Here is a 19,715-nt window from a genome sequence, read left to right as displayed (position 1 = left end):
GGACTTACTCATCCAGGACGAGGAGATCGCCGAGGCCCTGGACCGGGAGCGCTTCGCGGCCGAGGCGCGGGAGCGGGTCGCCGAGGTGGCGGAGGCGATCGCGGAGGGCGGGGCGGCGGCCTCGTAGCCGCATTCGGAAAGGGGTGAGCCCCGGTCGCCTGCTGCGAGGCAGGCGACCGGGGCTCGGTGTGCGTCAGCGGGCGGCCGGGATCAGCCGAACGCCTTGACGGTGCTCCAGTCGACGGACAGGACCGTCTTCACGGGAGCGTTGGTGTTGGTGGTGGACGGGTTGTACAACCTCATGTTGCCGGTAGCGCCGTCGCGGGCCCACATGTCGGGCACCCCGTCCTTGTTGACGTCGGGGATGCCGATCGCGGCGGTGATGTTGGTCGCGGTCCAGTTGGTGCCGAACGACACGTCACCGTTGACCGAGTTGGCCGCGAGCTTGATCGACTCCAGGTCGACGCTGCCGGCGACCGTGCCGGGCTTGCCGTGGCGGACGTACATGTTGCCGTTGGACACGTTCCGCCACAGCAGGTCGGGCGTGTTGTCCTTGTTCATGTCCGCGATGTTGACGATGTCGCGAGCGGTGGTGGCCCAGGCGGTGCCCTCCATGAGCACGGCGGACTGGAAGCTGCCGCCGGTGTAGCCGGAGAGGATCCAGAACGCGGTGCCTGCGCGCAGGGCGATGTCCGGGTACTTGTCCCCCGTGATGTCGCCGATCGCCTTCATCTGCGTCCACGTGGACGGCGCCGGGGCGTTGGACGGCAGCCGGATCTTCATGCGCTGGTCGACGTTGAAGGTGCCGTAGCCGTCGCCCGGGTAGAGCCAGAACTGCTTGTCCGGGGTGACGGCGAACAGGTCGGTCGACCCGTCGCCCGGGTAGACGTCGTTGTAGTGCGCGATCAGCGACGGCGTGCCGGCCGCGTCGATCCAGTGGTTCGCCGGGTCGATCTTCTTGCCGGCGGTGACGTAGGACGCGGCGAGGCAGTTGTAGAGCTCACCGCCGGTGCCGGGGGCGGCCGGGTCGGCGGGGGCGCCGACACAGTTCTTCAGCTTGCCGTCCGCGTAGAGGACGAGAAGGTCGGCGACGTTGTCGCCGCCCGTGTCCATCGGGCCGTCGGAGGTGTCACGCGGCGGCAGGTAGAAGCCGTAGTCGCCGCGGATGCTCTGGTTGCCGTTGGAATCGTAGGCGTAGACGTTGATCGTGACGGGTCCGGCGTGCGGCGGGGTTACACCGGTGAGGGTGACCTTGCCGTTGACCGGGGTCGGCGCGTCGACGTAGCCCTGGCCCTCGAAGGCGTACCGGAACTTCGACGCGCCGGGGGCGGTGAAGGTGAAGTCACCGGGCTTGCCGAAGTTCACCGTCGCCCACGTCTTGCCGTCGTCGCTGGCCTCCGTGAACACCGTGCTGCTGATGTCCGGCTGCGGCGGGGCGGTCGGGTCGACGGTGATCTGGCACGGCTCGCTGCCGTTCGGGAAGTAGGACGAGGCGGAGCCCGCGGCCGGGTACGTGGAGTCCTCGGAGCGCACGTCCCACTTGTAGAGGGTGTTCGTGGTGATGCCGCTCAGCAGCGGGTCCGTCGCCTGGATGACCATCTGGCCGTACCCGGTGCTGTCCGCGGTGGCGACGTACTCCTTCTTGGTGGTGTCCGTCGACTTCCAGAAACGGAACCGCAGCTTGGGAACGGTGCCGTCCGGGTCGGAGCCCTTGGCCTTCAGCGTGATGGTCGTCCGGCCGATCAGCACGCTGTTCGTCGGGCCGGCCACACAGGCGCCACCCGGGGAGGAGGTGCCGGAGCTCGGCTGGTTCGGCGCGCGGTTGAACTCGCCGGTCAGGGTCGCGCCGGTGGCGGCGAACTTGCGCCAGGTCTGCGTGTCGCTCTCACTCGTGGCGCGCATGCCGAAGGTGATGTTCGACCAGCCCTTGTCCGCGCCCTCCTGGGCGGCGGAGGTCACGGTGAAGGCCTCGTATTCGTCCGGGCAGGAGGTCGACCAGCCGTGCGCGAAGGACTTCTTGTGCAGGACCCGCGACCAGCTCGGCTGCGCGTTCCACGTCGTACCCGAGGAGATCGAACCGGTCAGCCAGAACTCCATCTGACGGTCGGTGCAGGACCACGAGTGGTTGTTCTTCACCTTGAAGGAGGCCCAGTCGAACTTCGCGCCCTTGTAGCTGGAGGAGAAGTTCATCCGCCAGAAGGAACGGGCCAGACCGCCGGTGTCGCTCTCGTAACCGACACGGGCGTCGGAGGTGCCGGAGGAGAAGTTCGTACCGTTCCAGAAGCTGGAGTTCGGGTACTTCTTGTACGCCACGGTCCAGGCGAGCCAGCCGGTGTTGAGCGGCGGGTCGATGAAGACCGGGTACTTCGTGTCCTTGAGCGTCAGCAGACCGGTCTCGGCGACCTTCAGGCCGATGCGGATGTCGCCGGTGTTGTCACCGTCGAGCGCCACCGGCAGCTGCGCGGACTTCGCGCCCGGCTCGATGCCGGTCAGACCCGACAGCTTGAGCACGTCGGCCGACGTGGCGACGGCGGTACGCGGCGCCGCGTCGGGCGTCTCGGAGTCGCGGCCGGAGGAGTCCCAGGCGAACGGGGTCGGGATGGAGCCGAGCTCCTGGCCCGCCTTGTCCAGCACACGGACCACGTTGGCCTTGGTGTCCTGGCGGAAGACGGCCGTCGTCGAGCTCACGCCGTACGCGACGGTCGCGAGGTCCTTGTTCTGCGCGGCCTCGCGGTTCTTCACGATCAGGAGCTGGCCGAAGCCACCCTCCTCACGCGCCACGAGCAGCAGGTCGACGCCCGGGAAGACCTCGGGGTAGAGGGCACGCGGGCCGTCGAGCACCGGCTCGGGCAGGACGCCCGGCCAGGTGTAGGAGATGGTGTGGCCGCCGAGGTCGACCTCGGCGAGCAGGGTCTCGTTCGCCGCCTCGCCCTCGGCCAGCGGCAGACGGCTGTAGGAACGGTCGGCGCGGTCGGTCGTGGTACCGCTCGCGAAACGGACCGGAACGGCGGCGTTCACTGGGCGGATGCCCAGCGAGCCGGCGTTCTCCGTCCGGCGCAGCGCGGTGTCGATCGGCGCCCAGTGGCCCTCGGCGTTCTTCGCACGCTGCGGCAGGGCGTCGATCTGGGTGCGCATCTTGCCGTTGGGCATCGCCCAGAGGAGCTGGGTCTGGGTGGTTGCCGTGTCGACGAGCACCTTCTTGCCCGTCCGCTTGGCCTCGGCCGTCGCGGCGGCCTCGTCACGCGGACCGGTGGCCGCCTGCCGGGCGTCGGTGGAGCCGCCATGGGCGGTGGTAGGCGCGCTCGGCTGCCACCAGGGCAGGAGCGCGGCGGTGAGTGCGGCCAGAACAAGGCCGAGAGTGATGCTCAGCCGTGTGCGCGTGCGCACGAATGGGCTGAGAAGACGAGGCGGCGCAGGCACGGCGGGTCTACTCCCGGGAGAACCAGAGGATTTCGGACAGCACAGACAGCCCCGTGGCAGAGACCACGGGGCACAGGCGCGCACACGATCACACGATCTTCAGGTGCCGTCCACATCTGAAGGATTTATGAATGTGTTATGTGGCTTCATGCCATAATCCGCTTCCCTCTGAAGCCGCCTGTATTTGCGATGATTTGACAGAATGTTGCATTAGATTTGACCTTGATCTCCGATCTGCCGCATAGGTCGACAGTGCGTCAGTCTGTTTGCGCATGCACCGTGGTGAATCTCACTTAGTGACCCCTGGTCCGCTTTTGTCGATCTTGCGTCCATGGCGGACATGACAGAGAGTGCGCACGCACGCGCCTGATCCAGACGCGTGCTCTTTGGTGTTTTCGCACCTTCGTTGTCTTGTTCATCTGGGTGGGAGTCGGCGCGTATGCGTGCTTCAGGTCCACTGTCATGGCTGGGGCGGGATCGCCTGGCCATGACAGAGTCACAACGACGGCGCCGTCGGCGAAGCCGCACGGCGACCGTCCTTCTGTTGTCATCGATGTTGACGGTGACGAGCTTGGGCTCGCAGGCCCTTGCCGTCCCCGACGACGGGATGTCCCGTGAGGAGACGACCTCCCAGGTCGAACTCCCCGACATCCCGCCCAGCACCACGCTGGCCGACAACCCCGACGCTCCGAAGACGCTGAGCATCGCGCAGGAGCAGCCGATCACGCCGTACGCGCCGGTGGCGGTGGACCCCTGGGCGGCGGACGCCGGCAAGGCGGACCCGTCGACGGCGACGCCGGGGACCACGGTCCAGGTCGTGAACTCGACGACCCAGGCGCTCCTGCCGGTCGGTGTCGGTGTGCCGGTGGGCCAGGACCCGGCGACTGTCGCCGGTGACTGGCAGGTCGCGGTCAAGGCGACGACCACCTCCGAGGACGCGGGTGTCCCCGGCATGGTCATGGAGATCGTGCCGCCGGCGACGGCGGACCCGACGGCGCAGGTGCTGCTCGACGTCGACACGACCGGCTTCAAGGACCGCTACGGCCAACTGGCGGCCGAGCGTTTCGGTCTCGTCCTGCTGCCGAGCTGTGTGCTCGACTCCCCGGACACCGGCGACTGTGCGCCGGACACGGGCATCGAGACCATGATGGGCGGGGACGACTCCGACGTCGAGGCCGAGCGGCTGCGCAGCACCGTCAAGGTGGTGCCGGCGGCGAAGTCCAAGCTGAAGGCGACGTCCGGCAGGACCAGGAGTTCCACGACCCGTCAGATCCTCTCCGGCACGGTTCCGGTCGCGCACCTGCTGCCGGACGAGGACGGCTTGTCGGAGGTCTCGGGCGCCTCGGTGCGCCAGGCCGCCTTCTCGTCGAACGTGGGTGCCTCGGGCCGTCAGGTCGTGGGCGCGATGGACACCGGCTCCTCGGCGTCCGGTGACTTCACCGCCTCGCCGCTGCTGTCCTCCGGTTCCTGGGCGGCCGGCTCGTCGAACGGTGCCTTCACCTACTCGTACCAGGTGCAGGCGCCGGAGACCGCCGGCGGCCTGATGCCGAAGGTCGCCCTGTCGTACAACTCGCAGTCGGTCGACGGCCGCACGTCGTCGACGAACAACCAGGCTTCGTGGATCGGTGACGGCTGGGACTACAACGCCGGCTCGATCACCCGGACGTACAACAACTGCCGCCAGGACTCCAAGCGGGCCGGGGCCAACAACACGGACCACAAGACCGCGGACCTGTGTTGGGGCTCGGAGAACGCCACCCTGTCGCTGGGCGGTATGACCACCGAGCTGGTGTGGGACAAGGACAAGGGCCCGCTCGGCTCCGACGGCAAGCCCGTCGGCCAGTGGTTCACCGCCAACGGTGACGGCTCGAAGATCGAGCGGCTCTACGACACGTCCAAGGACCCGCGCTCGGGCCTCAAGGACAAGGACGGCGAGTACTGGGTCGTCACCACCAAGGACGGAACGAAGTACCACTTCGGTCTGAACAAGCTTCCGGGCTGGTCGGACAACGGCACCGCCGCCGATGACCCGTACACCGACTCCGTCCTCGCGGTGCCGGTCTACGGCAACCACTCGGGGGAGCCCTGCTACGCGGGCTCGGGGACCGAGAACTGGAAGAACTCCTCCTGCCACCAGGCCTGGCGCTGGAACCTCGACTACGTCGAGGACATCCACGGCAACGCCATGTCCCTCTTCTGGGCGCGCGAGGAGAACTACTACGCGAAGAACTTCTACTTCAAGGGCCCGGTCAAGTACCACCGCGGCGGCTACCTGAAGCACATCGACTACGGCCAGCGCAAGGAGTCGATCTTCTCCGCGGAGGCCCCGGCGCGCATCAGCTTCACCGTCGCCGAGCGCTGCTACCCCGAGGCCGGTCTGACCTGCACGGACGCTTCGGCGACGACGGACCACTTCACGGACAAGGACCCGGGCAAGTACCGCATCTGGTACGACACCCCGGCCGACCTGAACTGTAAGGCCGTCACCTCGACGTACACCCGGAAGTGCTGGAACGCCGGGCCGACGTTCTGGACCCGCAAGCGCCTGGACAAGATCACCACCTCCGCGCAGCGGCGTACCGACACCACCGCGCGCCAGGCCGTCGACGCGTACCAGCTCAAGCAGAGCTTCCCGGTCCTGAAGACCGGCGCGAACACGGCGCTGTGGCTGGAGTCGATCCAGCGCACCGGTTACGCCCGCAAGGGCTCCACCGATGCCTCGGTGACGCTGAACCCGGTGCGGTTCGTGTCGAACGAAGAGGACATGCCCAACCGCGTCTACCGCGGCGGCAGCGGCGCGACCGACCCGCGGCCCGGCTTCTCGCGGCTGCGCATCGCCCGTGTCGTCAACGAGTACGGCGGCGAGACGGCCGTCACGTACCAGAAGCGTGAGGGCGAGTGCCTCTCCGGCACCAACCTGCCGGGCAAGACCGACACCGCGTCGCTGAAGTCCAACACGCGTCTGTGCTACCCGTCGTTCTGGCACCCGGACGCCGAGATCGAGGACATCGACTGGTTCAACAAGTACGTGGTCGAGTCGATCGAGGAGCTGCCGAACATCGACGGCTCGTTCTCCACGCTGACCGCGTACGACTACAAGAACGCCGGCTGGAAGCTGGCCGAGGCCGAGTTCACCAAGAAGTCGACCCGGACCTACTCGCAGTTCGCCGGCTTCGAGCAGACCACGGTCACCACCGGCGAGCGCAAGGCCGCGGCCGACAGCGGTGAGGGCACCACGCCCGCCGAGGAGCTCCCCGGCGCAGACGCCCCGAAGACCAAGGCCGTCACCCGCTTCTACCGCGGCATGGGCGACACCGTTCCCATGAAGGACATCCACGGCAACACGATCACGTACAACGGCCAGCCCGTGTACGACCGTGAGGCCTTCGCCGGCCGCATCGCCGAGGAGCTGTCCTACTCCAACGCGACGGACCTGGACACCAACTGGCTCACCCGCGGCATCACGATCCCGCAGGCGACGGAGCTCGCCAGCCGCGAACTCGGCGACGGGCTCACCCCGCTGAGGGCCTGGCGGGTCACCGAGCCCGAGGAGATCGCGTACACGAAGTCCTCGGGTACGGGTGACGACACGCGGATGCTGCGGACGGTCAGGACCCACACGACCTACGAGTCGACGTACGGTCTGCCGACGCTGGTGGAGTCGCTGGGGGACGCCGATCCCACCAAGACCGGTGACGAGTCCTGCACCAAGCTGGAGTACCTGCACCGCACGGACAAGAACCTGATCGGTCTGTCCAAGCAGGTCCTGGTGTCCCCGACGACCTGCGCGAACGCCAACTGGACCAACCTGTCCACCCTCAGCGGGGCGCAGCGTACGGCCTATGACGGCCAGCCGTTCGACGCGAACCAGACGTCGCTCATCTCCACCACCCGCGCCCTGGCCACCGAGTCGTGGTCGCTGAACCGCACCGGTACCGACTTCCAGACCAACGGCACCAACGGTTTCGACGAGATCGGCCGGGTGATCCGGCAGACCAACGCGGAGCAGCTGGCCAAGGCGTTTCCGAAGTCCTCCACGATCAGCTACGACCCCATCGGACCGGCCACGGGCCAGGTCTTCAAGGTCACCACGACCAGCGTGCTCGGCCACAGCGAGATCCAGGAGCTGGAGCCGGGCCGCGCCACCACGGTCAAGACCACGGACACCAACGGGCACGTGAGCGAGGCGCTGTTCGACCCGCTGGGCCGTCTGGCCGAGGCCTGGGCCCCGGGCCGCACCCCGGGTTCGGGCGTGCCGGACTTCAAGGCCGAGTACGTCGTCCCGGCCGAGGAGCCGGACCCGACCGACCCGAACGGCGGCAAGATCCGCAAGCCTCCGTACGTGACCACGTACACGCGTGGCTACGAGGACCGGGTCGAGAAGTCCGTCACGATCTATGACGGTCTGGGCCGCGAGCGGCAGTCGCAGGAGGAGGCGGACGGCGACGGCCGTCTGATCACCGACACGCTGTACAACAACGCCGGTGAGATCTACCAGACCAACAACGCCTACCTGAACCAGGACGCCCCGAGCGGCGAGCTGTTCACCCCGCTGGCGGACACCGCCGTCCCGAACATGACCCGGTACACGTACGACGGCCTCGGCCGCGTCCGCACCGAGATGCCGGTCCTCAAGGTCAAGCTCACGGGCACGAGCGAGGCCATCTCGCAGGAGGTCCCGGAGAAGGCCGTCCGCTACGAGTACGGCTCGGACTGGTCGAAGGTCATCCAGCCGCAGGGCGACTCGACCTACCGCGTCTGGACCGACGCGCTGGGCCGCACCGTCAGGACAGACACGTTCAACCCCGCGGCGCCGGGCGGCTTCACGTCGACGCGCTACGACTACGACACGCAGGGCCAGCCCGTGAAGGCGACCGCCTCGGCGGACCCGACGCACCCGTGGACCTGGACGTACGACAACCGCGGCAACATGGAGACCACGACCGACCCGGACAAGGGCACGACCCGGATCGAGTACGACTCCTTCGACCGTCCGCTGACCACGACCAACAGTCGTGGCGTCAAGACCTGGAACGGCTACGACGAGCTGTCGCGCCCGACCCAGCAGCGGGAGACCAGCTCCACCGGCAAGGTCCTGGCCGAGTACACGTACGACACCGTTCCGGGCGGCAAGGGCATGCCTGCCAGCGCCACCCGCTACACGGACGCACTGGCGTACACGCAGAAGGTCAACGGCTACACGAAGGACTACCAGCCGACCTCGACCACGCTGTCGCTGCCCCAGTCCATCGTCGACACGTGGGGCTTCACCAAGGACTACACGTACGACTACGTGTACTCCGACAACGGCATGCTGAACGAGACCACGCTTCCGGCGGCGGGCAAGTTCGACAAGGAGAAGCTGGTCGTCCGCTACAACAAGGACGGCAAGCCGCTCTCGATCTCCGGAAAGGACTGGTACGGCTCCGAGACCGTCTACTCGCCCTACGGCCAGGTACTCCGCTCCACCCTGGGTGCGATGCCGTACCGGGTGTGGACGCAGAACACGTACGACGAGAGCAGCGGCGAGCTCAAGGGACAGTCGGTCCACCGCGAGAAGGGCGGCCCCAACGACACCACCGCCGACAGGAGCCTCGTCGGCGGCACCCTGGTCTCGGACCGGGCCTACACCTACGACCCGGCCGGCAACGTCACCTCGATCCAGGAGAAGTCCGTCGGGATCGACGAGCGTCAGTGCTTCATCTACGACCCGATGGGTCAGCTGAAGTCCGCCTGGACCAACAAGGAACCGACGGCGCAGGGCTGCAACACGCCGAAGAACGCCGACGGCACGCTCAACGCCGTCTCCGGCACGGACGGCTCCGGCTACTGGCAGGAGTACGAGTACGACCTGCTCGGCAACCGCACCAAGCTCACCGAGAAGGACCTCTCCGGCAACACCGCCAAGGACGCCGTCAGCACCTACGCCTACGGCAAGACAGACGGCAGCCAGCCGCACACGCTGACCAAGGTGTCGAAGACCTACACCACCCCTGCGGGGCAGCAGGTCAAGGCCGAGGCCACGCGTCTGTACGAGCTGACCGGTGAGACCAAGTCGATCACCTCGGTCGAGAACGGTGGCAAGCAGGATCTGAGCTGGACCTACGACGGTCAGGTGGACCGGATCACCGGCCAGGGCACCGGCGGCAAGAGCCCGTACGTGGGTCTCGGCCAGAAGTGCCTCGACCTGAAGTCGGGTCTCGCGTCGGCCGCCCAGCCGATCCAGCTGTACAACTGCAACGGCACGGTGGCGCAGAGCTGGCAGTTCGAGCCGGTTCCCGGCTCGTCGCAGACCCCGCAGACGGACCCGAACCTGGGCACCCTGAAGGTCTACGGCAACTGGTGCCTCCAGCCGGCCGCCAACACGGCGGGCTCCGCGGTCCAGCTGCAGAAGTGCAGCGGCACCAGCGCCCAGCACCTGAAGCGCAACACCACCGGCCAGCTGATCCACCCGGCCTCCGGTGGCCTGTGCCTCGCGGTGCAGGGCGCGGCGAACGTGAGCGGGACGCCGATCGTGCTCGCCACCTGCGACGCCGCTTCCACGGCCCAGCAGTGGCTGCCGCAGAACGACACCCGTCACATCTACGGCCCCGACGGCAGCCGCCTGCTCACCATCCAGGGCAGGCAGGCGACGCTGCACCTGGGCGAGGCGCAGGTCACCGTCCAGCAGGGCGGCGTCCTGGTCCGCAGCGAGCGCACGTACTCGACGCCCGATGGCGCGATCCTGCGTTACGCCAACGGCACGGGCTCCGAGACGCTCACCGCGCTCGCCACGGATCACCAGGGCAGCGTGTACACGGAGGTCGCCCTCTCCACCGGTATGCCGGTGCGGGTGCGCAAGCAGGATCCCTTCGGCAACCAGCGCGGTGCCGACAGGGCAGGGCAGAACATCCAGACCGGCAAGGGGTTCCTGGGCCAGACCCGGGACGACTCCTCCGGCTTCCAGCCGCTCGGGGCCCGTCTCTACGACCCGGTGGTCGGACGCTTCCTGTCCGTCGATCCGGAGCTCGACCTGAACGACCCCCTGCAGTTGAACGGGTACGCGTACGCGCAGAACAACCCGGTCACGTACTCCGACCCGAGCGGTCTCGCGATCACCCTGACCGCCTCGGAGCGGGGTGCGGCCCTCAGCGGTGCCGGGCTGTCCCCGGCTCAGGTCGCCCAGGCGCAGGCCATGATGGGCAAGTCGCTCTCCTCGGTGATCCTCTCCATCGCGTGGGCGACGCTGAAGGACTTCATCGGCATCAGCGACGCCATGGCATGCTTCGGCGGCGACATGTGGTCCTGCGGTGGCCTGATCCTTGACGCCATTCCCTGGGGCAAGATCGGAAAGATCCCGGCGGTCATCAAGGCGATCGACCGTACGATCTCCGCCATCCAGGCGTTCAAGACGGCGAAGAAGGCCGCCGAGATCGTCCTCAAGGCCGCCAAGGCCGCCGAGGCGGCAGCCTTGAAAGCCAAGAAGGCCGCTATCGAGAAGGCCAAGAGGGAGGCCGCGCAACGGGCCAAGAAGAAGGCCGCCGAAGCAGCCAAGAGAAAGGCCGACGCGGCAGCCGCGGCGAAGCGCAAGACGGGTAACAACACCCACAAGCAGGCCCAGGCCAAGGCGGCGCCCAAGCCCTCCTCCATGCCACAGCGCAAGCCCAGCGCCGGCAACAGCAAGAGCTCCGGCGGCGGAGGCGGCGGCAAGTCCGGCGGCTCCTCCCGCAGCAACGGTGGCTCCAGCGGTAACGGCGGCTCAGGCAAGGCCGATGGCGGTGGTGACGACGCCGACGGGGAAACCTTCTACCGAACGATGAGCGAGGAGCACTTCAAGATCCTGGAGTCCGGTGGCGGTCTGTCGGCGACCGGAGAGACGTTCACTTCCCCGACGCAGGGGTTCTCGGACAGCTACACCGGTGTCACCGTCAAGTTCACGGTGAAGCCGGGCACCACGGCGGCCCTCGCGGCGATCGGGGTGCGGGACGATTCCAGGTTGCTGAAGATGAAGTACCCGAACATGCCCTGGATCAAGAACGTGGATAATTGGCGCGAGAACCACGCCTTCTTCAAGAAGGAGGGCACTGGTCACATCAACATCGGCCTGGGCGGCGGTAAGGCGCTCAAGCTCTTCAACGAGAACATCACCGGATGGGACGTGGTCAGGCGATGACCCCTGAGGAGCAGGATCTGGTCATGGGCCTGGCGGTCGGATTGGGTGACGGTCCGACGAGCACGCTCGACGAGGTGCTCGCCCACTTCGGTGAGTCCGACGGTGGGGCCCTGGCGCTCCGGCTGCTCCGCGATGCCATGGAGCGCCGGGACGCCGACGACGTCGAGATGGCGTTGATCGTCCATGGCGCCGCCGACGCCTCGGTCGAGGAGTTCCTGGAGCCGTTGATCGAGCTGTTCCCCGCCGAATGGCACAGGGAGCACGAGGACATCGTGTCCATGTTGGGCGAGCTCCACTCGCCCAGGACGGTGCCGACCTTGGCCCTGGCGACTCGCTGGGTTCCCGAGCGCCTGGACTGGGACGAGAACCGGGCGCTCGCGGTGAAGGCGATCTGGGCGCTCGGCGCGATTCCGGGCGCGGAGGCCCGGGAAGCCCTGGAGGGGCTGCGCGACGACGAGAACGAGATCATCCGTGAGAACGCGCTGAAGCAGCTCGCCCGCCGCGGCGAGCTCTGACCGCGGAGCTGTAACCGATCATCCGGAACGCCCGGCCGAGTTTCCTCGGCCGGGCGTTCCGCCGTATCCGGAGCCTGTCGAGAGGCGGGGTATTACCCCCACGCCTCACCGCCCCCGCGCCGCCGCTTCCAACGGTTCAGCCGGCTCGAAGACGGCCCAGCTCACCGCGACCGACGGCCACCCCTTCTGGGTCCCCGAGCTCGGCAGGTGGGTCGACGCTACCGACCTGAAGTCGGCCGAGTGGCTTCAGACCAGCACTGGTACGTAGGTCGTTGGCCGGCGAGGGCGGCCCGGGTGCACGGCCCGCGTCAAGGTGCAGCGACGGCTCGTCAGAGGCACTTGGCCTCTGACGTGTTTTCGAATGTGTGGCGCGCGCCTGGTGTTGCAGGTCGGAGCGGAGGTGGGGGAGTGTCGCTCATCGGCAGGGCAGCCACGCGTCGACGACGGGCGCGAGTTCGGCCCGGCTGTCGAAGACGTGGCCGTTCATGCCGACGGCTTGCGCCGCACGGACGTTCTCCTCGCGGTCGTCGACGAAGAGGAAGTCGGCGGGTGCGGCGTGCAGGGTGGCGACGCAGTGGCGGAAGGCGGCCGGGTCGGGCTTGGCCGTACCGATTCTGCCGGAGAAGGCGACGTGGTCGAGGTCGTTCAGCCAGGGCTGGGCGGCAAGGAAGGCGTCCGCGTGGTCCGCGGGGATGTTGGACAGCAGGGCGACCCGGGCGCGGTCCCGCAGGGTGCGCACGTAGGTGATCATGTCCTCGTCGACGCGGGACCAGCTGTCGATGTCGGTGAGCCGTAGCTCCTCGATCGTGTCGGTGTCGGCGGGGTGGGACAGCGCGTGCAGGACGTCGGTCCAGTACGAGGACGCGGTGTGCCGTCCGGCGTCGTAGGACGGTCGGTGGGTCCAGTACGCCGTGGTGAAGGCGTCGAGGGGGCTGTGGCAGCGGGCGGCCATCTTCTCCAGGGTGCCTGGGCGTTGGTGGCGGGCGATGACCCCGAAGAGGTCGAAGAGCACGATGCGGTGGCGGTCGGTGGGCATGGGAGTCCGTTCCCTCGCGGTGTCGGGGTGGTCGGTTCAGTGCCGGTCGGGCAGGGCGCGGGCGAGTGAGTCGAGCGCGGCCAGGGGGGCTGGGCCCGCCGGGGCGAGGACGACACTGGTCGCGCCGGCCGCATGGCGGGCGGCGATCGCCGCGCGGGCCTGGGCGGGGGTGCCGGAGATGCTCAGCTCGCGGACCCAGTCGGCGGGCATCGTCCGGGCGAAGTGCCGGGCGTCGGGGCAGGCGGCGCGGTGTGCGCGCAGCTCGGCGGCGAAGGGCAGGGGGTCGATGTGCGCGGCCCACTGCGGCTCACCGACCGATTCCAGGACGGTGCGGACGCGGGCCAGAGCGGCTTCCTCGTCCTCGTCGACGGCGGCGGCGTCGTAGACGACGATCTCCGGAGCGTTCGCGGAGGGGGCGGGGCCCAGGTTGCGCAGGGAAGCGGTGATGTAGGCGGGTGCGGCGGGCTCGGCCAGGAGGAGGCCGTCGGCGACCTCGCCTGCGACCGCCTGCGACTTGGGGCCGCGGACACCCAGGACGACCGGGGGGACGATGTCCGGGATCTCGGTGAGGACGACGCCTTCGCACCGTACGTACCGGCCGTTCGCGGGGCCGGGCTCACCGGCGACGAGCAGCCGCAGCGCTCTCGCGTACTCCTTGATCAGGGTCAGGGGACTGGCGGGCCAGGACCCGGCCCGGCGCATCCAGCCGGGCATGCCGTGGCCGATTCCCGCGATGAGCCGGCCGGGGTGGAGCTGGGCGAGGGTGGCCAGTTCCATAGCGGCGAAGCACACGTTGCGGGCGCCGGCGGGCATGATCCCGATCCCGACGGTGAGGTTCGTGGTGGCGGCCAGGACGGTGGCGGCCTGGGCGACACCGCCGCGCCAGCCGAGGTCCTCCACCACCCAGACCTGGTCGAACCCCAGCTCCTCGGCGCGCCGGACGTAGGGCAGCACCTCGCCGACGGGGAGATCGAGCGGCAGCATGACACCGACACGGCGGCGGGCGGACGGTGTGCGGGACTCGGACATCGGGGGCTCCTTCGGCGAGGCGGGGGTCTTGACCCCGGCCCTGGTGACCCGGGGGAGGAGAGCTTGTGCGGCACGGTTGTCAGGGACCGTGCCGCACAAGCGGTCAGTGGCGGCAGGCCGCGGTCTCGGTTTCGGTCTGGCGGGTGTTGTCGACTGCCGGACCGGACCGGTGTGTGCGGTCGGGGCCGGTGCGCAGGACTCCGGCGGCCACGGCGGTGGTCGCGCACAGCAGGGTCAGCAGGACGAAGGCGTGGTTGAGGGCGACGAGGTGGGTCAGCCAGCCGATCACGGCGGGGCCGGCAAGCATGCCGACGTAGCCGAGTCCGGCGACGCGGGAGACATTGGCTCCGGCGGCGGAGGGGTCGGCATGCCCGGCCGCGCTGAACAGCTGCGGGACGCAGCCGGACAGGCCCAGGCCGAACAGCGCCCAGCCGGTGAACGCGGCCCACATCCACGGGCCGAGGGCCACCAGGGTGATGCCGACGGCGGCCATGGCCGCGCCGTGGCGCAGGATCGCCAGGGAACCGAACCGAGTGGCGAACCGGTCGGCGAGCAGTCGGCCGATGGTCATGGCCGCGGCGAAGGTGCCGTAGGCGAAGGCCGCCGTGCCTGCGGACGCACCCAGGACGTCCTTCAGGTGCAGGGCGCTCCAGTCGTTGGCGGCGCCCTCGCACAGCATGACCATCAGCGCCAGGACGGCCAGCAGCCAGACCCGGCCCGTGGTGCCGCGGCCCTCGACGGCCGGTGACGTCCCGGTCTCCTCCGTGGCGTCCGGGCCCTCGACGGCGGGAGCGGCAGGCAGCAGGGCGCGTGCCGTGGCCAGGGCGACCACGACGCCCGCGGCTCCCATGACGGCCATGCCCGCGGCCGGGTTCAGGCCGGCGCTCGCCGCGCCCGCTCCGGCGAGCGCGGCGAGGACACCGCCGACGGAGAACGTGGCGTGGAAACCGGACATGACGGGTCGGCCGTACGCCTTCTCCACGTGCACCGCGTGGGCGTTCATGCTCACGTCCAGACAGCCGTTGCAGAATCCGAAGACCAGCAGCACGACGGCCAGCGTCCATGGATCGTGGGCGAGACCGGGCAGGAACAGGGTCGCGCCGCAGAGCACGCCGCCGACGGGTACCACGGTGCGGGTGCCGAGGCGATCGGTCAGCGGACCCGCCACCTGCATGCCCACGAAGGCACCGAGTCCGAGCACCACCAGCAGGCCGCCGAGGGCCGCGTGGCTGATGCCCACGCGCTCCTCGATCGCGGGGATGTGCACCACCCAGGTGCCCAGCAGGGTGCCGTACAGGACGAAGTAGACATAGGTCGCCATGCGGGCGGCTCGTAGGGAACGTTCCATGTCGACCACCATAACGAACATTTTTAGTGTTTGAAAGTCGATTAAATGAACAAGTTGATTGTTTGTTTCTTGGTGGTGTTCAATCGCGTCATGAGCAACGCAGACCGGCACGGGCTGATCGCGAAGGTCGTCAGGGACTCCGGGGGCGCCACGGTCCAGGAACTCGCGGAGCTGACCGGCGCCTCGGAGATGACCATCCGGCGCGACCTCGACACCCTCGCCGCCCAGGGCGTCCTCGAACGCGTCCGGGGCGGGGCACGCACCCTCCTGCTGCGGGGCGAGGAGCCCCCCTTCGCGCTGCGCGCCCGTGACGCGGTCGACGCCAAACGCCGGATCGCCGCCGAGATCAGCGCACTCGTCGCCGACGGTGAGAGCGTCCTGCTGGACAGTGGCACCACCTGCCTGGAGGTCGCCCGCCTCCTGCGCGAGCGGCCCGTCACCGTGATGCCCCTGTCCCTGCAGGCCATCCACCTGCTCGCCGAGACACCCGGCCCGGCCACGCTGGTCGTGCCCGGCGGACAGCCCCGCGCCGCCGAAGGAGCCCTCACCGGCCCCCTCGCCCTCGCCTCCCTGGCCGCCCTGCGCTTCGACACCGCCGTCATCGGCTGCTGTGGGCTGACCGCGGCCGACGGCCTGACCGCCTACGACCTCGAGGACGCCGCGGTGAAGAAGGCGGCCATCGCCTCCGCCCGCCGGGTCGTCGCGGCCGCCGACGGCAGCAAGCTCGGCCACACCGCCTACGCCTACGTCGGCCCCGCGACTCTCCTGCACACCCTCGTCACCGACTCCACCGCGGCCTCCGACGAGGTCGCCGCGCTCGAAGCCGGTGGCACCGTCGTCCGGGCCGTCTGACCTCGCGCCCCGGCATCAGCCCGCCGACGTCCGGATGAACGAGGCGGCCCTCTCGCCGATCATGATGGCGGGGGCGTTCGTGTTCCCGGTGACGAGGGTCGGCATGATCGACGTGTCCGCCACGCGGACGTTCTCCAGCCCGTGCACCCGCAGTTCATGGTCGACGACCTTGCCCATCATGCAGGTGCCCGACGGGTGGTAGAAGGAGAACGACTGCGTGCGGATGAAGTCGTCGATGTCCTGGTCGCTGTCCGACACCGGGGCGAGTCCGGCCTCGGCGGCCCCGCGCAGATCCGACCGCAGCAGGGATGTCAGCCGCTGTTCACGGGCGATGCGCATGCACAGCCGGACGCCCTCCCGCAGCCGCCGCCTGTCGTCGGGGTCGTCGAGGTAGTTGTGGAAGATGCGCGGCTTGGCGTACGGGTGCGAGTGCCGCAGCCGTATCGAGCCGCGGCTCGCCGGCCGGGCGACATACGGGCCGAACGACATCCCGGGCTCCAGCGCAGCGGCCAGCCCCTCGTCCCGGACGATGCCCAGCGCGGCGTGGACCTGGATGTCCGGCGCGGGCACGTCGTCGCCTGAGCTGAAGAAGCCACCGGTCTCGTTCCAGGCCATCGGGCCGGTGCCCTGCCGCCGCAGGAGCTGCTCCTCTGCGGAGGTGTCCGGTCCCAGGAGCGGCTCGGTGTCGCTGAAGAAGCTGATGAAGCACCCGGTGTGGTCCTGCATGTTCCGCCCGACGTCAGGCAGGTCGTGCAGCGGGGCGATCCCTCCGGCGGCCAGTTCGTCGGCCGGCCCGACGCCGGACTGGAGGAGCAGATGGGGCGAGTTGTAGGCCCCGAGGGACAGTACGATCTCACGGTCGACCCGGATCGTCCGTACGGCTCCGAGGTGGTCGACCTCCAGGCCGGTGGCCCGCGAGCCGTCGAAGCTCAGGCGCAGTGCGGTCGTCGAGGGAAGGACGGTGAGGTTCGGGCGACCCGCGGCCGGCTCCAGGAACGCGATGGCGCTGCTGCACCGCAGGCCGCCCCGCTGGGTGACCTGGTGGTAGCCCACGCCCTCCTGGTCGGCCCCGTTGAAGTCCGAGTTGTACTTGTGGCCCGCGTCCTGGGCCGCCTCGACCCACGCAGTCAGCAACGGGTGGACGGAGTTGGGGTTGCTGACGGTGAGGGGGCCGCCGACGCCGTGGAAGTCGTCGGCCCCGCGCTCGTTGTCCTCGGACTTCTTGAAGAACGGCAAAACGTCGTCGTACCCCCAGCCCGGATTGCCGAGCCGCTCCCACGTGTCGTAGTCGTAGCGGTGCCCTCGGACGTACAGCATCGTGTTCATCGAGCTGGTGCCGCCGATCACCCGGCCGCGGGGCAGATAGGCGCGGCGGCCTCCCAGGCGCGGCTCGGGTTCCGTCTCGAAGTCCCAGTCGAACGTGGTCTTGAGCTGCTGCGAGAACAGTGCGGGGATCTCGAAGAGGCGGCCCCGGGCCGGCGGCCCCGCCTCGATCAGCGCGACCGTGACATCCGGGTCCTCGGACAGCCGGGCCGCCACCGCGCAGCCGGCCGATCCGGCGCCGACGACGACGTAGTCGTACGTTTCCCTGTCCATTTCGCCTCCAAGAGCTGGTTCCTGGGAGAGATTAGAGACGCGACGCATGCTCAGCACATGCACGAAGTGAGTAACTCGGGCGGCGGTCGTTACCCATTCCGTGCATGTGCTGTATTCGGGCCACTGCTTAGGCTCTCTTCGAAATGCCGCGGCAAAGAGGGGACCCTGACCCATGTCCGACCCGGTCCGTCATGACAGCACACCCCCGGGGCTCCGGCCCGATGCCCTCGTTTCAGCCGGCACCGCCGAGGAGATCAGCACCGAAGTGCTGATCATCGGCTCCGGCATGGGCGGATCCTCGCTGGCCTGGGCGCTGAAGGACTCCGGTCTCGACGTACTCGTCGTGGAACGGGGCCATTTCCTCCCACGCGAACCCGAGAACTCGCAGCCGACCGAGATGTACATCAAGGGCAGGTACAAAAACGCCGGCTACTGGTACGACGGCGGCAGCGGTAAACCGTTCGCGCCCGGCGTGTATTACTGGGTCGGTGGAAACACGCGTTTCTACGGCGCCATGCTGCCCCGTTTCCGGCGCAGCGACTTCACCGAGGTGGAACACCAGGAGGGCGTCTCGCGCGCCTGGCCTTTCGGTTACGAGGACCTGGAGCCCTTCTACACCGCCATGGAGGAGTTGCTCCAGGTGCACGGGCAGGCCGGTGAGGACCCGACCGAGCCGCCCCGCTCCAAGCCGTACCCGTATCCGGCGCTCCAGCACGAACCGGAGATCGAGAGGTTCTCCCGGTCGCTGCGCAGGCAGGGCCTGCACCCGTTCCACACCCCGAACGCCCTGAACATCAGCACGCAGGCCGATCGCGCCGCCGTGACGACCGCCGACGGCTGTCCGGACGAGACCGGTATGAAGTCCGACGCCGAGAACCGGCTCCTCCTTCCCGCGCTGAGCGACGGCGTGAAGATCCTCACGGGTACGGAGATCACCCGCCTGATCACCTCGCCCGACGGCCGGAAGGTCGTCGCCGCCGAGGCACGGCACGCGGGCCGTACCGTCCGTATCAACGCCAGGTCCTTCGCCCTCGCCGGAGGCGCCGTCAACTCGGCCGCGCTGCTGCTGCGTTCCGCCGACGACGCGCACCCTCAGGGCCTCGCCAACTCCTCAGGGCTGCTGGGCCGCAACTACATGGTCCACAACAGCACCTTCTTCGTCGGGGTCGACCCCCTGCGGACCAACCCCACCAAGTGGCAGAAGACGCTCGGCCTGAACGACTTCTACGAAGCCGGACCGGGAACGCGCTTCCCGCTCGGGAACCTCCAGATGCTGGGCAAGCTGCAGGCACCCATGCTCAAGCCCGCGCGTCCATGGGCGCCGACCTGGGCCCTGAAGCTCATGGCGGCCAGAAGCCTCGACATCTACCTGACGACCGAGGACCTCCCCTCCTGGGACAACCGGGTACGCGTGGACGGTGACCGCATCCTCATCGACTGGACCCCGACCAACCTCGCGCCCCACCACGAACTCGTGCGCCGGGTGACCCGGGCGGTCCGCAGGTCCGGCTATCCGCTGATCTTCACCCAGCGCATGGGCATCGAGACCAACTCCCACATGTGCGGAACGGCCCCGGCGGGTCACGACCCGGCTCGGAGCGTGCTCGACCCCCTGTGCCGCAGCCATGACGTCGAGAACCTCTGGCTGGCCGACTCGTCGTTCTTCCCGTCCTCCGCGGCGCTCAACCCGGCCCTGACGATCGGGGCGAACGCCCTGCGTATCGCCCCCTCCCTGGCCAGGGCGACGAAGGCCTGACGATTGGACAC

At 68.9% G+C, this 19,715-nt stretch carries 9 protein-coding genes and 1 pseudogene; 5 read left to right on the top strand and 5 right to left on the bottom strand.

Going from position 1 to position 19,715, the window contains the following annotated elements; genetic code table 11:
* Positions 1-4: 4 nt before the first annotated feature.
* A pseudogene (locus OHN74_RS12865) lies at positions 5-127 on the top strand (aminobenzoate oxygenase); the annotation flags it as partial.
* An 83-nt stretch (positions 128-210) separates the two neighbouring features.
* On the opposite strand, the gene OHN74_RS12860 reads toward OHN74_RS12865, so the two are convergent.
* The gene (locus OHN74_RS12860; RefSeq protein ID WP_327700097.1) at positions 211-3,150 is read right to left on the bottom strand and encodes a hypothetical protein; all 2,940 of its coding nucleotides are present in this window, start codon (positions 3,148-3,150) and stop codon (positions 211-213) included.
* A gap of 832 nt (positions 3,151-3,982) precedes the next feature.
* Here OHN74_RS12860 and OHN74_RS12855 point away from each other — a divergent pair.
* Together OHN74_RS12855 and OHN74_RS12850 are read left to right on the top strand one after the other, a co-directional pair.
* Positions 3,983-11,572 carry a ricin-type beta-trefoil lectin domain protein gene (locus tag OHN74_RS12855; protein WP_443060382.1) on the top strand — a complete coding sequence of 2,530 codons (7,590 nt, stop codon included), beginning with the start codon at positions 3,983-3,985 and terminating at the stop codon, positions 11,570-11,572.
* Complete coding sequence (locus OHN74_RS12850; protein WP_327694707.1) at positions 11,551-12,087, top strand: HEAT repeat domain-containing protein; 537 nt, start codon at positions 11,551-11,553, stop codon at positions 12,085-12,087. Before OHN74_RS12855 ends, OHN74_RS12850 begins: the two co-directional genes overlap by 22 nt.
* 415 nt (positions 12,088-12,502) lie before the next feature.
* Here the strand turns inward: OHN74_RS12850 and OHN74_RS12845 are convergent, their stop codons facing one another.
* The 3 genes from OHN74_RS12845 to OHN74_RS12835 form a co-directional block, all read right to left on the bottom strand.
* A complete protein-coding gene (locus tag OHN74_RS12845; RefSeq protein WP_327694706.1) occupies positions 12,503-13,123 on the bottom strand; it encodes an HAD family hydrolase in 621 nt (206 codons plus the stop codon).
* A 36-nt stretch (positions 13,124-13,159) separates the two neighbouring features.
* Positions 13,160-14,152 (bottom strand): LLM class flavin-dependent oxidoreductase, encoded by a 993-nt coding sequence (locus OHN74_RS12840; RefSeq protein ID WP_327694705.1) that lies wholly within the window; start codon positions 14,150-14,152, stop codon positions 13,160-13,162.
* 103 nt (positions 14,153-14,255) lie between these two features.
* Positions 14,256-15,473, bottom strand: a complete 1,218-nt coding sequence (locus tag OHN74_RS12835; protein ID WP_327700095.1) for an MFS transporter — start codon at positions 15,471-15,473, stop codon at positions 14,256-14,258.
* Positions 15,474-15,590: 117 nt separating this feature from the next.
* Between OHN74_RS12835 and OHN74_RS12830 the strand changes: the two genes are divergently transcribed.
* A complete protein-coding gene (locus OHN74_RS12830; RefSeq protein WP_327694704.1) occupies positions 15,591-16,352 on the top strand; it encodes a DeoR/GlpR family DNA-binding transcription regulator in 762 nt (253 codons plus the stop codon).
* A 15-nt stretch (positions 16,353-16,367) separates the two neighbouring features.
* Here the strand turns inward: OHN74_RS12830 and OHN74_RS12825 are convergent, their stop codons facing one another.
* Complete coding sequence (locus OHN74_RS12825) at positions 16,368-17,948, bottom strand: GMC family oxidoreductase (RefSeq protein ID WP_327694703.1); 1,581 nt, start codon at positions 17,946-17,948, stop codon at positions 16,368-16,370.
* A 172-nt stretch (positions 17,949-18,120) separates the two neighbouring features.
* Here OHN74_RS12825 and OHN74_RS12820 point away from each other — a divergent pair, with 172 nt between their 5' ends.
* Positions 18,121-19,704, top strand: a complete 1,584-nt coding sequence (locus tag OHN74_RS12820) for a GMC family oxidoreductase (protein WP_327694702.1) — start codon at positions 18,121-18,123, stop codon at positions 19,702-19,704.
* The last annotated feature ends 11 nt before the right edge of the window (positions 19,705-19,715 follow it).

Source organism: Streptomyces sp. NBC_00459 (genome assembly GCF_036013955.1).
Classification (GTDB): Bacteria; Actinomycetota; Actinomycetes; order Streptomycetales; family Streptomycetaceae; genus Streptomyces.
This window is presented reverse-complemented; position numbering and strand designations above follow the sequence as displayed.

Excerpts from the sequence above, each read along its gene's own strand:
- OHN74_RS12845 (WP_327694706.1), bottom strand. The coding sequence starts at position 13,123 with ATGCCCACCGACCGCCACCGCATCGTGCTCTTCGACCTCTTCGGGGTC.
- OHN74_RS12840 (WP_327694705.1), bottom strand. The coding sequence starts at position 14,152 with ATGTCCGAGTCCCGCACACCGTCCGCCCGCCGCCGTGTCGGTGTCATG.
- OHN74_RS12820 (WP_327694702.1), top strand. The coding sequence starts at position 18,121 with ATGTCCGACCCGGTCCGTCATGACAGCACACCCCCGGGGCTCCGGCCC.
- OHN74_RS12835 (WP_327700095.1), bottom strand. The coding sequence starts at position 15,473 with ATGGCGACCTATGTCTACTTCGTCCTGTACGGCACCCTGCTGGGCACC.
- OHN74_RS12860 (WP_327700097.1), bottom strand. The coding sequence starts at position 3,150 with ATGCCCAACGGCAAGATGCGCACCCAGATCGACGCCCTGCCGCAGCGT.
- OHN74_RS12830 (WP_327694704.1), top strand. The coding sequence starts at position 15,591 with ATGAGCAACGCAGACCGGCACGGGCTGATCGCGAAGGTCGTCAGGGAC.
- OHN74_RS12825 (WP_327694703.1), bottom strand. The coding sequence starts at position 17,948 with ATGGACAGGGAAACGTACGACTACGTCGTCGTCGGCGCCGGATCGGCC.
- OHN74_RS12850 (WP_327694707.1), top strand. The coding sequence starts at position 11,551 with ATGGGACGTGGTCAGGCGATGACCCCTGAGGAGCAGGATCTGGTCATG.